Raw genomic sequence first — 14,420 nt, 5'->3', positions numbered from 1 at the left:
TTTTAAAAGCACAGAAAATATTAAAAAATTAAACAAGCGAAATATTATGAAAGAAAATCAAGTATATTTTTTAATGAAATAAAAGCCATCTCATTTTAATATCAATGAGATGACTATTGGTTGTTTAATGTTTTTAATATAGTTATTTAGATTTAATAATATGATCATTAACAAATGCTTTTATGAAAAAGAATTCATTGTCATTAGGATCTCTTTTATATTCTGCCTTAAAGCATTCTAAAGAATTTTCTAATGAGGAAGACTTTACAACTCGGCTTGCTGTTGTTAACTCTTCCCAATATATATTCATTTCTTCGGCATCACAGATGGATTCATGTCCAAGTAGGAACCAGTCAGCATCGTATTTTTGAATGTCTTGAATCATTGGTGTTAACAATGATTGCTTAAAATGAAATAGAGAATTTGTGGTTGTACCATAGGCGCAGTCTCCTAAAAAAATGACTTTTTCATCGGGAATGTAAATAATTGTTGAGTCGTCTGTATGGGTACTTTGGATTCTTTCAAGTATGCAAACTTTATTTCCTAAATCAATAGTTAATGTATTTTCAAAGATTACATCTGGAGAATTCAATTTAAAAGTATTTCTGCTTGGAATATCGGTTTGTATAATCTTCATACATTGCGTACTCATTTGATTATTATTCACATACTTTTGGAGTGAATTATCATCATAAGAATAACTTTGCCATTCTTTTATTAATTCGTTTGTCTGGTTATTTACTATAATAGTTGCATCGAATTCATTCATTCCCAAAATATGGTCCCAATGTGCATGAGTAATAACCAAATATTTAATGGGAGGTGCATTTAGTTTCTCTATTTCTTGTAAAAATTCTTTTGCGTGCTGAGTAGCGTTTCCAGAATCTATTATTAGACTCCATTGATCACCATATATCAATCCTAAAGTTGGTCGATCTCGATTATCTTCATTAGGTAAATAATATATTCCATCAGTTAATTTATTTAGCATGATATTTCTCCTCTACATAAGATATTAATTATATGAAAGAGAAAATCTTCGTGTGAATTCTAAAATGAATAAGGTAAGATTCTCTCAGTTATATTTTTACCATTGGACTTGTACCTCCTTTTTCACTTAAGAAAAATAATCGTTGACTGAGTATTAAATGGACGAATGGTATTTGTTGCTTGGTAGTGAGAGTACCGAGAATGCAAAGATAACAGGCTAACATTAAAGTTGAGATGAGATTTATCTCACTAAGATTACTCAGCAACCACTTTTGATTCTTCTCTAGTTATATTATTATTCTTTTGTAACTGATTTTCTTGCTTAACAATATAATTTTGAACTGGGATGTTTATATAAAAGAACAGCCCGATAATTAATCCTGAAAAAATCCAATTTGCAATCTGTTTAAATACCAACATTTCTCCATATCCATCAAGCCCATAATTTTTAAGTAGAAATACAGTTAAACCTGACATAAACAGACCTCTGATAATATAAATTACTTGAATGTATTGAAACCATTTAAAAATTCCTTTTTGAAAAAACAATGTTTTACTTGCCTTTCGTTCATGCCCTTGTAAATATACAAAATCAATTGCGAAGTATAATGAGACAGGGCGTTTCATTACTAGTAAAACAAAATAAAAAGAGGAATAAAAAAGACTTAGGTAAACACCATTCCAAATCATTTGCTCTGCTGAACCAGATAGAAGATCGACTGTCGTACCAATTGCTAGTGTCCCTAAAATAAATATACCTGTAAAGTTAAACTGTTTATCAATAATAAAACTATAAATGGTATATACAAATCCCGGAATAGTTGTAATTAGCATCGCTATGTAGTCACCAAAAGGTTCCCTGCCGAATTTCCAAATAAAATATGGTAAAGCTGCATAAAAAATAAGGTCCATTAAAATAGACTTTTTGTTTGACTGCTGTTTTTTAACCATATTCCCTCCAAATCTTCAAATTAATTTCCTAATACACATTAAAAACATATTAACATAAATATCCAAAATTGTTTATCACATAATAAAAAATTTTCAGTTTTTTGTTAAACAAATTTTTAGTTTAGATCATTTAATGTACCGGAACGAAAGTATTACAGGATAAAGAAGGGCATTATCGGCATTAACAAACAAAGTATGTTATAATATAAATTGTAATTACTACTATTTAGGGGAGATAAACATGCTAACTAAAATTAAAAAAGTTAAGTTTCAACCCGAATTTAAAAATCCAGTTTATGAGGTAATTCTTGATTGCCCAGAAGAAAATAAACTATACATTAAATTTGACTATAAATATAAAAATAAGACTTTTATGCCTTCTCGTGTAAATTATAATAAAGAAGATAAGGGTGTAAAGCTTGCTTGGTATACTCAAAAAGTTGAGAAAATGACTGTACAAGAGTTTTTAGGTCAAATTGCTCGAAAGGTAAATAAAAAGTACAATTTCCAATTTAAATAAAACAATAAAGTGTTACTATCACTACTGAAAAAATGCTTAAATTTATTTTGATAAAAATAATGTTAGACAAATGAAGATTTAAAGTATATAATTAAGTTAATAGGAAAAAAGTTGAATTCGCATATTACAAAAAGTAATCGTGTCTGTTCGGTACTTTTTGTAATATGTGAATTTTTTCTTTTAAAAGCTTATATATTAATAATTTATAATGGAGGTCATTTAAATGACACAAGGTACAGTAAAATGGTTTAACTCAGAAAAAGGTTTCGGTTTCATCGAAGTTGAAGGCGGAGCAGACGTATTCGCTCACTTCTCAGCAATCCAAGGTGAAGGATTCAAATCTTTAGAAGAAGGCCAAAAAGTTGAATTTGAAGTTGAAGAAGGCCAACGCGGACCACAAGCAGCAAACATTGTAAAACTTTAATCTTTAATTTAGATTAAATTACAAAAATTAGAGAAATCCTTTCGAGGATTTCTCTTTTTTTGTTTTCTTCCCTTATAACTACTGCTGTCATTGCTATTAGCTAGAAGTTGATCTAACAATAGGGTGCTAGTGTCAATCATTCACTTTTCCTCTACTACGGAATTAATTATTCTGCATAATATATCATCTTAGTCGACAATTCATGAGTTATAGAAATTTCTTATAAATATTAAAACCAATTTTACAAATCCAAAGGGCAAATAAAAACCAAATTAGAATGAAAAGAATACCAACTAGCCAGTTTTTTTGTTTTCCGTACCTTTTTAATTCATCGGCAGCTTTTAAATTCTCCTGTATAATTATAGAAGGTATTAATTTTAAAGCTAATAAAATTCCAAGAGGAACAATAACTAGGTCATCAAGATAACCTAAAATCGGAATAAAATCAGGGATTAAGTCAATGGGGCTGAAGGCATAAGCCACTACACAGATTGCTACAGCTTTAGCGTACCATGGGGTTCTAGGGTCTTTATAAGATAAATAAAGTACAAATAAATTCTGCTTTAACTTTTTAGCATAACTCTTTAAATGTGATATTACCTTTTTATTATTCAAATGAGTGCTCCTTAATTTATTGCCTATTATGGATTGACTTTGATTGAAGTGAGTACATAATATTTTACTAATTTCCTAGTTCAATTTTAATATCTCATTTATAATTATCTAAAGTAGAGTAATATTTTAAATAAAAAGAGCGATTTTGAGTTTAATTATAACCGCACACAATTAGAATGGATAGACCCTTGGAGAATTAGAACCTTTGACATGAAATAATAATGAGTTATTAGAAGCTAAATATATCGTAAAACTTCTAAAGAACTTAATAAATAGTTTCAAGACTTACAAAGTTAGGTAAGTGAAGAGTTGAGGGAGAAAACATATAAATTAAACATTACCAGTGTGCTCTTGTGCTCACAAGCTGCCTTGTTTCATAAAAAGCGAAGGTAGATTAATGTTTTAAAACGCGAAATGCTTCTGCCACTTTATTAGCAAACGATAAGGGATTTTCTACAGATTGGAAATGAACATATAAAATAGTCGGATTCGTATAAATCCAATGATTATGAATAGCGCTTATGGTTAAATTGTTTCGAACCAATAAATTAACAAAGGCAGGGAGTTCTTCCTCTAAAACAACAACTTCTCCAAGGTTCAGTGCATTGCCATTTTGGTCTAATGACTCAAACGTTATCCCTGCGTGGAGTACACTCTTACTGGGACGGCCTTGAATCGTCACTAGAAGATTTCGGGCAATTTCTACTGAACAAACTCCATGTTTCATGTTTGCTTGCCCATCAACAATTTGAGCATATTGTTGGCATAAATATTGAAAGTTCGCCATACTAAACACCTCATTTCTCCTAAATATTATGAAGCATCATTAAAGGCTAGAACACCTAGGCCAACGATTAATCTGACGAATTGAAATATCTATTATTTTAAAAGTTTTCAAAGTAAAAGCAATTCCGATTTTACTGTTTTTACTTTATCATGAGAGAAGGGGGAGATTATATTGAGTCAAACACTATACCTACTTCGACATGGAGAAACAGAATATAACACACAAGGTCGTTATCAAGGAGAATTGGATTCTCCGTTAACCGACGATGGTAAATTTCAAGTAAAGCAAAATGCAAAAATGCTAAAAAGTATTATGGGAGATCCAAACGAGTGGAGGATTATTTCTAGTCCACTCGGGAGGGCAATTCAAAGTACAGAAATTATCTGTGAAACAATCGGTTTTGATGTTAGTAAAGTAGAGAATGATCATCGCTTAAGCGAAGTTGCTGTAGGGTCATGGGCTGGTTTAACAACAAAGGAAATTGAAAAGACTTGGCCACATCTTATTGATAATAACGATTTATATAGTTGGTATTTTAATTCACCAGATGGAGAGAGTTATGATTCAGTTGTAAATCGTTTAACGGATTGGCTTGAATCTATCAAAAACGAACCTAAAGTAATTGCGGTGTCACACGGATTAACCGGGAGAATATTGCGTGGAATATATGCGGGGATGTTAAAAGAGGATGCTTTAAAACTAGAAGTATCTCATTCAGTATTCTTCAAATTATCGAATAAAGAGATACATAAAATAAGTCTAGAATTCGATGACTTTTATTAGATTTCTAAGCTCATTTTAATATATTCTATAAACAATCTAATTGGTGGTGGCATAATATTTGGAACTTAAATGGCTAGATTGGGCGAAGCAGCTTCAATCCATTGCACAGGCAGGGCTAACCTATTCTAAAGATGCTTATGACATGGAAAGATTTGAATTGATCAGAAATATTAGCGTTGAAATTTTAGCAAAGCATACAAATCTTGAAAACGAATTGATAAGAGAGCTTTTTGCCAATGAAACGGGTTATCAAACGCCCAAAGTTGATATAAGGGCAGTAGTGTTTAGGGAAAACAAAATATTAATGGTGAGAGAAAACACCGATGGACATTGGGCATTACCTGGCGGCTGGGGTGATATCGGGTTAACGCCAAGTGAAGTTGCGATAAAAGAAGTAAAAGAAGAATCGGGGTTCGATGTTAAAGCAACAAAATTAATAGCTGTACTAGACAAGAAGTGTCATCCACATCCTCCTTCGCTATATCATGTTTACAAAATGTTTATTCAATGCGAAATTATTGGAGGAGAGCCCCAAGATGGTATGGAAACAAGTGCAGTTGAGTTTTTTGAAGAAGATGAATTGCCATCTTTATCAACAGCAAGGAATACAGAAACACAGATTCAATTAGCATTCAAGCATTTGCACAATCCTCTAGAACCTGTTTCTTTTGATTAAAAATTATTTAGAATATTGAGGTGAGAGAATATGAATATTGAGCTGACTAGATTTAAGGTAAAGGAAGGAAAAACAGAAGTAGTAGATGAATGGTTAAAATTTTTGAATGAAAATATGAAAGATGTACTAGTTACACTAGAAGGCGAAAGAATGTATGTTGAAACGATTTTCAGAGAAACACTTCATGGAGATGAATACTTGTATTGGTATTCCGTTCAAGGTGAGGGTGGCCAAGATGTTGATGAGTCAGAGCATTGGATTGACAAAAAGCATTTACAGTACTGGGATGAATGTATAGATACAAATTTCAAACCTGTTGACCTTACTACAGAGGTTGTTATGATACCTGAGAAAATTAGAAGTGTTATGACCGTTTGAAATGTTGATGTGAACTTTCATATGAAAATAGATAATTAACATGGAGGGATGCATCCATGTCTATTAAAGAACTGGCAGAAAAGGTATCATCTCAATTTCTAACACGTTTAAATAAAGATCGTCCTTTCATAATTGGGATAGACGGACTGAGTGGGGCAGGGAAAACTACATTAGTGAAAGAACTTGCACGAGAATTGGATAATCAAAAGTATAACCATACTACTTTTCATCTAGATGACCATATTGTTGAAAAAAATAAGCGTTACCTAACAGGGCAAGAAGAATGGTATGAATATTATTATTTACAATGGGATATAGAATATTTAAGAATCAATTTATTTGAACAACTACATGAGGATAGTGAAATATTATCTCTATCGTTCTATGACAAATATACTGATCATTCTTCAATTAAACAGATTAGATTATTAACCAACAGTATTGTCTTAATTGAAGGGATATTTTTGCAAAGAGCAGAGTGGAGAAGCTACTTTGACTTTATTTTATACTTGGACTGCCCTCGTGAATTAAGATACAAAAGAGTATTAAATCGTGATTCATATATTGGAGATTACCAGGCACGACTCAATAAATATAAAAAAAGATATTGGTTAGGTGAAAACCATTATCTCGATAAAATAGATCCCATTATAAAAGCAGATATAGTTATAAAGGGGTAAATAAAAATGGTAGTACGATTCATTAAAGGTTAAAAGAGGGTGGCAGTATGCCACCCTCTTTTAAGTTATCTAATTCTATGATAATTTAATCGTCGTCTAACTATGTTCTTAATAAAAATCATTAATTCTTTCAATAAAAGGCTTACCATCAACAATCCCATTGTTAAATAGTTCTTGTGCTGTTGCAAACATTTGTGTGTAAGAGTCTTTAGAACGTGTAAGTAGGAAGCTTTTTTCTTCTCCGTATAATCTACTTACCCACCACTCCTATCATCTTTATAATATAATAAAATCTCCTGATGTTCGTCTTCAATCGCTTTTCTAACTTCTTCCCATGATTTCAAATCCATTTTCCTTCCCCTTTTCTAAATTAACTATTTTCCTAAGTTTCTTGTGATATAGCACTGTTCATAATCAATTTACTAAAAACGGATGCTAAGACTTGTTGAAATAACATACCAAATACAACGGGCATGGCTACCTTGCTTGGAAAGTATGTGGTGGCAACAATAACGCCAACTGCAATGTTTCTCATCCCCCCCGTAAATACTAAAGTAGTCATTTGAGGATGATTTTTTAAAATATAACGTCCGATCAGTAAAGCAAACATATATCCAGAAACAGCAATAAATAGGACTAGAAGCAGGACAGAAACGAGATGAGAATCAAAGTTTTTCAGGTAAGGAGCGATTGCACCACTATTAATCATGACAACAGAAAATAAACACAGCTTAGATAAAGGAGCAAGTTTCTGGCCAAATTTCTTAGGTATTTCCCCCTTAGAAAGTTCATTCGCTAAGATTCCCAAGATTGTAGGCAATACAATCATTAAAAGTAAATTAATGATCAGTGATACAACATCTAATTGAATCTTTTCACCTGAAACAATGTGAAGAATAGATGGAATGATAAAGGGAGAAAGTAACGTATCAATTAATATGATGGATAACCCTAAAGGTAAATTACCCCTACATATATTGATCCAAATAACGCTTGTTACACCAGTTGGAACTGCAACAGAGAGTACAAAGCCGACAGTCAATAAATGATCATCGAATATGACAGTTGATAATAGATAAGCCCATAAAGGCATCAAAATGTGTAGAAATACAATAGAGAATAAGATAATGACGGGATGCTTAACAAAAATTTTTACATCCTTAAATTTCATATTTAAGCTTCCTGTGAATGTCATAAAAGCAAACAGCCATGAGACAAGGAATAATAGATGATGTCCAATATGCTCTAGCAGAACACCTAGGACTAAACTTAATGGTGTCAAAATAGCTATGTATTTTTGAAGAAATACATTTAGTTTTTCTAACATGCAAAGACCTTCTTTTTTTATAATATATTATTATTTTAACTTAATTAACTCACCAAGGGAAAAATCTGTAGAAAGGGGGACAGACTATTCAAGTTTCTCTTTTTTGATTAGCAGATGCAGAACAGTAAGATAAGCTTTACTATTATCAATTAGTAGATTTACAGTATGGTATGATGAACTCTGGGACAATTGAAGAAGAGGATGTGAGTACCATTTCAATTTTACTATTTATTTTAGCGGGGCTTGCTGAAATTGGAGGAGGATATTTAATATGGCAATGGTTAAGAGAGGGTAGGCCTTTGTCGTTTGGCATAATCGGTGGAGTTATTTTATTCTTATATGGAGTTCTTGCTACTTTCCAATCCTTTTCAAGCTTTGGAAGAGTATACGCTGCTTATGGTGGAATTTTTATTTTTCTTTCCGTTTTATGGGGATGGGGAGTTGATCATAAGACACCAGACTTGTATGACTGGATAGGTGCGGGGATTTGTTTAGTTGGAGTAGCAGTGATGCTCTTTGCACCGAGACATTAAAAAGCAGATATTAAATTTTGCCTCTAAAATACGTTTAACCTACCTAGAGTGAGTGAGCATCTTAGATTGACTGGAATGGGCCATTGCACCGATTTTAGCATATACTATAAGTAGTGAGTTTATAGCCATAACTGGAGTTTGAGGAGTGAATTTATGGAGCTTAGAGAGTTAAAGTATTTTATTGCGGTTGTGAAAAATAAAAGTTTTACTAAAGCGGCTGAAGATTTGCATGTGACACAACCGACACTTAGCAAAGTAGTGAAGTCGCTCGAAAGTGAATTTGATGCGGCTTTATTTTATCGCTATCCAAGGCATATCGAATTGACGGATGTTGGTGAAATTGTCTATGCTCAAGCATTAAAAATGCTAAGCATAGTTGAGGAATTGGATACTGCATTGGAAGATGTATTACAAATGAAGAAAGGTACGATTAAAATTGGTATGCCGCCGCTAATTGGCATTCTTTATTTGCCGAAGCTTTTAAAAGGATTTCAGGAACGATATCCTCATATTAGCATTGAACTTGTGGAACGTGGGGCAAATATTATTAAAGAATTGGTAGCAGATGGTGTTTTAGATATTGGCTTTGTAATGCTACCGGCGGATGAAAATGACTTTCAGGTGATTCCCTTTGCATCACAGGATCTTATGCTAATTATCAATAAGTCGCATCATTTGGCAGGAAGTAAGGAGATTAGCCTTAGGGAATTGGCTAATGAAAGAATGCTTTTATTTAGCCAAGATTTCACGCTCCACGATCGTATAAAGCAAGAATGTGAGCAGGCGGGTTTTGCTCCTCAAATTGCTTATGAAAGTTCACAGTGGGATATCATAAGCCAGATGGTAGAATACAATTTAGGCGTTGCAATGTTCCCAAAATCATTTGCTGAGAAAATTAATCAAGAAAAAGTGAAAGCCATCCCAATTGTTAAGCCTCAAATACCTTGGGATCTTGTATTGATTGCAAAGAAAGATCGTTATATCTCGCATGCAACAAGAGGATTAATAGGCTTTATTACATCCAGTCATTCCAATTTGGAATAGCAAACATAAAAAAACGATATTTTACGAATGGCCATTTGTGAGGTAAAGTGTTCTTATAAGTTGAGCTTAGAAAAGGTGAGCAAAGTGAAAAAAATAAGTAAAATAATTATTCAAATAGTGTTCCTTTATGGGATTCTTTTGATAGGAGAGGGCATTTCAGCTGTACTACATTTGCCAATCCCGGGAAGCATCATAGGCCTCGTACTATTATTTTTAGCACTTAAATTTAATATTATTAAATTAGAGTGGGTTGACCTTGGAGCTGGATTATTGACTGGGGAACTTGCTCTATTCTTTATTCCTTCTGCCGTAGGTGTCATCCAATATGATCAAATTTTTGGGGTTGTCGGCATTAAATTGGTGACTGTAATTATTTTAAGCACCATTCTTGTTATGATCTGTACGGGAGCAGTGGCAGATTATTTACATAAAAAGGATGTGAAAGAATAATGAATATTTTTATTGCGTTCATCAGCCTCATTGCCACGATTGCTATCTTTCTAGTAAGTAAGAAAGCATATCAGAAAACGCATCGGCTTTTGCTGTCTCCATTAATTGTCAGCCCCTTGTTCCTTGTTATTCTATTACTTTTAACAAGAACTTCATATGAACAATATAATCTAGGGGGTTCAGTGCTAACAAAATTATTAGGTCCTGCAACAGTTGCATTTGCTGTGCCAATATATAAAAATCTAGAATTGATAAAGAAACATGCGAAGATTATCGTAGCAAGTCTATTTACAGGTTCATTGGTTGCTATTCTTTCATCCTTCTTTTTTGCAGTATGGATTGGATTGTCAGCAGATATGATAACTAGCTTAGTTCCTCGTTCCATTACAACACCGATTGCCATGGATATTTCTAAAATGATCGGTGGCGAACCATCTATGACGGCCGTATTTGTTATTGTCACAGGTTTGACAGGCAGCATTACAGGTGCGATCATCATTCGATTATTCCGTATCAAAACAACTGCTGCAAAAGGGTTGATGCTCGGAATGGGAGCGCATGGTTTAGGAACTTCAAAAGCCTTCGAAATGGGGGAATTAGAAGGGACTTTTTCAAGTGTAGCAATGGTAATAGCTGCATTGATAAGTATCCTTTTGTCTGAAACCTTTTTTCCACTACTCCGCTTGTGTTTTGCTATGTAAAAAAACTCACTTTTTACTTCTGTGAAAAGTGAGTTTTTTTGTAATATCTAATTTTATTGGTAAATCTTTAACTTTTGACCATTGTCCAAATCATTGGTGTCCAATTGATTCCATTGTTTAATAGAGGTAACTGCAACACCATATTTATTGGAAAGAGAACGTAATGTTTCTCCATTTTTAACGATAACCTGTGTTTTGTTTTTTGGTGAATGATCATACTGCGTAAGATGGAATTCCTTAATCAATGCATTTAATTTTTGGTGATAGCGTGTATCTGTTGCATAGGTACCAGTTAGATACTTTGTTGCATCTTTATAGGATTTCGTTTTACTTTTAAATGTTTTTTGATAGTATTTAGTGTTCCAAGAAGTCCCGTTGTGCAGTAGCTCAGCGTAGTCTTCTAAAGACGCTTTATAGCTTGGGTATTTTCGGAATTTTGCTTTAATCTGATGCATTTCGCCTTTGCCATTATCTTCTGATGTTGTCATCTTTACTGCTTGTCTTTGATATGTTCCTTTTATGCCAAAGAGATTATGATTTGGTGGAGAGCTTAAACCACTTTTACCACCGTTGCTTTCGAGTACCGCTTGGGCAATCATAACAGACGCATATAAATCATGTTCTTTTGCAATATCACGAGCATCATCAGAGATTAATCCGATAAAACTTTCAATACTTTGTTCTTTTGGAGTAGGCTTTGGCATCTCTTCAATTGAATTATTGTACTGAGAAATGATAATGAAGATTGAAGTCGCAAATAGAATGGTCGCAAATAAAGTGAATAAGAAAGTTTTTTTCATTATTTAACGGTTCTCTAACAACCTTCCTCCTTTTTATAGGATGCTATCTATTAGTTTAACAAAAGTATAGAAAGTTTTCTATTAGATTGTTTATCGAGATAGTTTCTGATTGAATTATATTGTCATAATCTTTTGTATACGGTAGATTAATGGTAACTAAGAAAGAAAAGAGGGTGTATGAATGTTTAAAAAAACAGATGATGCAATTTGGGATGGACGTCTGGATGATTCGGAAAACAGAGAAAGCTTCCGTTATCATCAAGTGGTGAAGTGCCAGGTTTTAGATGGAACTGAAGAAAATGTAGAGGATATGGTAACGCTTATTGGATTTGCGTGTGATGAAGGGGTAAGAAGGAATCAGGGAAGAGTAGGGGCGAAGAAAGCGCCAGATACAATTCGTGGACAATTAGCCAGCATGCCGTTCAGAGGTCCTTTTAATGCAACTGTAATAGATGCTGGCACGATTGTTTGTGAAGAAAATGAATTGGAAGCAGCGCAAGAAGACCTTGGGAAAACAGTTGCCAAAGCATTAAATAGGGATGTGCCTTGTATTGTACTAGGAGGTGGCCATGAAACCCTTTACGGTCAATATCTTGGGGTAAGAGAACACGTAGGTAGGGAAGCCAAAATTGGATTACTTAACATCGATGCTCATTTTGATATGAGGCCTTATGACGAACAACCATCCTCTGGCACAATGTTTAAACAGATATTGGATCAAGATCCACATGCGAAATATTTTGTCTGTGGTATTCAACGTTATGGTAATACGACAGAGCTTTTCCGACGTGCCGATGAGCTAGGTGTTACTTATTTGTTTGAAGATGAGATGACAGACGAAGCGACGAAAGCTTCAATCAAAGCTTTCGTCAATGACTGTGATGTAGTCTTGCTAACCTTATGTATGGACGCTATCAGTGCTGCACATGCACCAGGTGTGAGCGCGCCTGCTCCTTTTGGGTTGGAGCCTCTAACCGTACGCACACTGATCCGTGAGATATGCAAAGAAAAGAAAGTGACTAGTTTTAGCTTATGTGAAGTAAATCCGGTAGTTGATGAAAATAATCGTACGTCAAAATTGGCTGCTCATATTATAAATGAAGCAACGATGTCTTTTTTGGGGAGATAGGGCTTCTTAGACGTGTGAAAGGTTCGTTAATTTGGGGTTTTTACTTTGTTAGGAGGTAATACTATGGCAACATGTCTTGTATTTGGTGGTACACAATTTGTAGGCAAAGCTATAACAAAACGTTTGATTCGTGAGGGACATGAAGTCTATGTCTTAAATCGCGGAACGAGAGAAGCTCCTCAGGGTAGTAAAGCTTTAATAGCAGACCGTAATAATATAAACAAATTATCAGCAGTTCTATATAATAAAACGTTTGATTACGTATATGATATCTCTGCTTATACACCTGAGCAAACAAGGAACGCCATCCAACTCCTAAAGGGAAAAACAAAACACTTTATTCATATAAGTAGTGCATCGGTTTATTTAGCTACAGATGATTATCCACTTGATGAAACGAGTAAGACAGGTATTAACCCAATTTGGGGTGATTACGGGGCAAATAAATATCTTTGTGAGCAAGAGTTAATGAAAGAATACAACCAAAGTAAATTTCCTTACACAATCGTACGGCCTTTTTATATCTATGGACCTGGAAATAACCTGGATCGTGAAACATATATCTTTAAACGTCTGTTAAATAATTCTCCTATTATCATTCCGGGTAAAGGTGAAAACGTAATACAGTTTGGGCATATAGACGACTTGGTGGAGACTTTAATTCGAATATCTGGAAACAGTAAAAGTTTAGGGCAAATATACAATGTTGGAGATGGAAGCTCTATTTCGCTAGAGGGTTGGGTAAAAATGTGTGCCCAAATCATTGGAGTGGAGCCTACCATTGTTTTAGTGGATGCAAATGAAACGGGTTACTTGTCAAGGGAATGGTTTCCATTCAGAGATGTCTCTCTTTACGGATCTACTGAGAAGCTGTTGAATGATTTCAGTGCAAACCAAAAATATTCATTGTTTGAAGGATTAAAACAAACATTCGCTCACTTATTAAAAGAGGAATTAATAGATTCTTACACTATGTCAAATGTTGAAAAAGATATCCTTGAAAGAAGAGGATACAGTATTAATGTTAGATAAGAGGAATCGCATAAATAATGAAATATTGATATCAGTATAATAATGTACTTATAAAAGTGAGGAGGATTTTTACCATAAAAAAGTAAGTACTTTCGTTGCTTTATTTTTGCTGATAATCGCTTTATTTGGCTGCAGTAACAAGAATGAAACTAGTCAACAATGGAAAGAGAGTAATATTTTCGAGTCAGGCAATTATAAAATGGTTGGTATAAAGGGTCAAGTAGGTTTTATATATGATAAAAAGAACATGCCTATCGTGGAAGGGCAGCAAAACAAATATATGTGGCATTTATGGGGAGAAAAAAATCAACTAGAAAAGAAGTTTAAAGTGCTAGGTACGCATGAAGGAAGTAAAAAAGACGTAATCATTGTTCCTGAGACAATAAATAACTTACAAATAAGTCCTAATAATAGTGCTGACGTTAGTATTCCAACCAGCATGGAATTCAAGAAAAGTGGAATGTGGAAACTTGATGTTCTCTTGGACGGTAAACTCTTCGATACTTTTTTTGTAAAGGTGAATAATAAATAAACCATCAAACTTAGAAGCTATTCACCTTAAGTGAAAATAATATTAGAATAATTTATAATGAGGAAAAT

18 protein-coding genes and 1 pseudogene are annotated in these 14,420 nt (G+C 33.6%); 13 read left to right on the top strand and 6 right to left on the bottom strand.

What is annotated here, in order from left to right:
• Positions 1-142 precede the first annotated feature (142 nt).
• Together F0527_RS09000 and F0527_RS08995 are read right to left on the bottom strand one after the other, a co-directional pair.
• Positions 143-991: an MBL fold metallo-hydrolase gene (locus tag F0527_RS09000; RefSeq protein ID WP_150284576.1), complete on the bottom strand. Its 849-nt coding sequence runs from the start codon at positions 989-991 to the stop codon at positions 143-145.
• A gap of 254 nt (positions 992-1,245) precedes the next feature.
• Complete coding sequence (locus F0527_RS08995; protein WP_150284575.1) at positions 1,246-1,941, bottom strand: VC0807 family protein; 696 nt, start codon at positions 1,939-1,941, stop codon at positions 1,246-1,248.
• Between the two features lie 241 nt (positions 1,942-2,182).
• Here F0527_RS08995 and F0527_RS08990 point away from each other — a divergent pair, with 241 nt between their 5' ends.
• Entirely contained in the window at positions 2,183-2,461 is a 279-nt protein-coding gene (locus F0527_RS08990; RefSeq protein WP_066787858.1) for a hypothetical protein, read from the top strand.
• 223 nt (positions 2,462-2,684) lie between these two features.
• Positions 2,685-2,885: a cold-shock protein gene (locus F0527_RS08985; protein WP_147198058.1), complete on the top strand. Its 201-nt coding sequence runs from the start codon at positions 2,685-2,687 to the stop codon at positions 2,883-2,885.
• A 362-nt stretch (positions 2,886-3,247) separates the two neighbouring features.
• Here the strand turns inward: F0527_RS08985 and F0527_RS17405 are convergent.
• Together F0527_RS17405 and F0527_RS08975 are read right to left on the bottom strand one after the other, a co-directional pair.
• Positions 3,248-3,419, bottom strand: a pseudogene (locus F0527_RS17405) (YkvA family protein); the annotation flags it as partial.
• Positions 3,420-3,894: 475 nt separating this feature from the next.
• Positions 3,895-4,287, bottom strand: coding sequence for a DUF1259 domain-containing protein (locus F0527_RS08975; RefSeq protein WP_150284573.1), 393 nt, complete (start codon positions 4,285-4,287; stop codon positions 3,895-3,897).
• Positions 4,288-4,458: 171 nt separating this feature from the next.
• On the opposite strand from F0527_RS08975, the gene F0527_RS08970 reads away from it, so the two are divergent.
• Genes F0527_RS08970 through F0527_RS08955 form a run of 4 tightly spaced genes read left to right on the top strand, consistent with a single transcriptional unit; the run spans position 4,459 to position 6,804 of the window.
• On the top strand, positions 4,459-5,070 hold the full coding sequence (locus F0527_RS08970; protein ID WP_150284572.1) for a histidine phosphatase family protein: 612 nt from the start codon (positions 4,459-4,461) through the stop codon (positions 5,068-5,070).
• Between the two features lie 58 nt (positions 5,071-5,128).
• Positions 5,129-5,746, top strand: coding sequence for an NUDIX hydrolase (locus F0527_RS08965; RefSeq protein WP_150284571.1), 618 nt, complete (start codon positions 5,129-5,131; stop codon positions 5,744-5,746).
• A 30-nt stretch (positions 5,747-5,776) separates the two neighbouring features.
• On the top strand, positions 5,777-6,124 hold the full coding sequence (locus tag F0527_RS08960; protein WP_150284570.1) for a DUF6176 family protein: 348 nt from the start codon (positions 5,777-5,779) through the stop codon (positions 6,122-6,124).
• Positions 6,125-6,180: 56 nt separating this feature from the next.
• On the top strand, positions 6,181-6,804 hold the full coding sequence (locus tag F0527_RS08955; RefSeq protein WP_150284569.1) for a kinase: 624 nt from the start codon (positions 6,181-6,183) through the stop codon (positions 6,802-6,804).
• A gap of 382 nt (positions 6,805-7,186) precedes the next feature.
• On the opposite strand, the gene F0527_RS08945 is transcribed toward F0527_RS08955, so the two are convergent.
• On the bottom strand, positions 7,187-8,131 hold the full coding sequence (locus F0527_RS08945) for a bile acid:sodium symporter family protein (protein ID WP_150284568.1): 945 nt from the start codon (positions 8,129-8,131) through the stop codon (positions 7,187-7,189).
• A 173-nt stretch (positions 8,132-8,304) separates the two neighbouring features.
• Between F0527_RS08945 and F0527_RS08940 the strand changes: the two genes are divergently transcribed.
• The 4 genes from F0527_RS08940 to F0527_RS08925 all read left to right on the top strand — a co-directional run bounded on the left by F0527_RS08940 (position 8,305) and on the right by F0527_RS08925 (position 10,859).
• Entirely contained in the window at positions 8,305-8,664 is a 360-nt protein-coding gene (locus F0527_RS08940; RefSeq protein ID WP_150284567.1) for a YnfA family protein, read from the top strand.
• Positions 8,665-8,817: 153 nt separating this feature from the next.
• On the top strand, positions 8,818-9,708 hold the full coding sequence (locus F0527_RS08935) for a LysR family transcriptional regulator (RefSeq protein ID WP_150284566.1): 891 nt from the start codon (positions 8,818-8,820) through the stop codon (positions 9,706-9,708).
• 84 nt (positions 9,709-9,792) lie between these two features.
• Positions 9,793-10,158 carry a CidA/LrgA family protein gene (locus F0527_RS08930; RefSeq protein ID WP_223823546.1) on the top strand — a complete coding sequence of 122 codons (366 nt, stop codon included), beginning with the start codon at positions 9,793-9,795 and terminating at the stop codon, positions 10,156-10,158.
• Entirely contained in the window at positions 10,158-10,859 is a 702-nt protein-coding gene (locus F0527_RS08925; RefSeq protein ID WP_150284564.1) for an LrgB family protein, read from the top strand. The genes F0527_RS08930 and F0527_RS08925 overlap by 1 nt, the downstream gene beginning before the upstream one ends.
• Positions 10,860-10,912: 53 nt before the next feature.
• Here F0527_RS08925 and F0527_RS08920 read toward each other — a convergent pair whose 3' ends face one another.
• A complete protein-coding gene (locus tag F0527_RS08920; protein WP_190323427.1) occupies positions 10,913-11,659 on the bottom strand; it encodes a glucosaminidase domain-containing protein in 747 nt (248 codons plus the stop codon).
• A gap of 181 nt (positions 11,660-11,840) precedes the next feature.
• Between F0527_RS08920 and hutG the strand changes: the two genes are divergently transcribed.
• The 3 genes from hutG to F0527_RS08905 all read left to right on the top strand — a co-directional run bounded on the left by hutG (position 11,841) and on the right by F0527_RS08905 (position 14,352).
• Positions 11,841-12,788, top strand: a complete 948-nt coding sequence (gene hutG / locus F0527_RS08915) for a formimidoylglutamase (protein ID WP_150284563.1) — start codon at positions 11,841-11,843, stop codon at positions 12,786-12,788.
• Between the two features lie 63 nt (positions 12,789-12,851).
• The gene (locus F0527_RS08910; RefSeq protein WP_150284562.1) at positions 12,852-13,820 is read left to right on the top strand and encodes an SDR family oxidoreductase; all 969 of its coding nucleotides are present in this window, start codon (positions 12,852-12,854) and stop codon (positions 13,818-13,820) included.
• A 106-nt stretch (positions 13,821-13,926) separates the two neighbouring features.
• Positions 13,927-14,352, top strand: coding sequence for a DUF4871 domain-containing protein (locus F0527_RS08905; protein ID WP_190323426.1), 426 nt, complete (start codon positions 13,927-13,929; stop codon positions 14,350-14,352).
• Positions 14,353-14,420 lie beyond the last annotated feature (68 nt).

It is taken from the genome of Rummeliibacillus sp. TYF-LIM-RU47 (assembly GCF_008638315.1).
In the GTDB taxonomy this organism is placed as follows: domain Bacteria; phylum Bacillota; class Bacilli; order Bacillales_A; family Planococcaceae; genus Rummeliibacillus; species Rummeliibacillus stabekisii.
The sequence above is the reverse complement of the archived record's forward strand: the minus strand, read 5'-3'. Positions and strand labels throughout refer to the sequence as shown.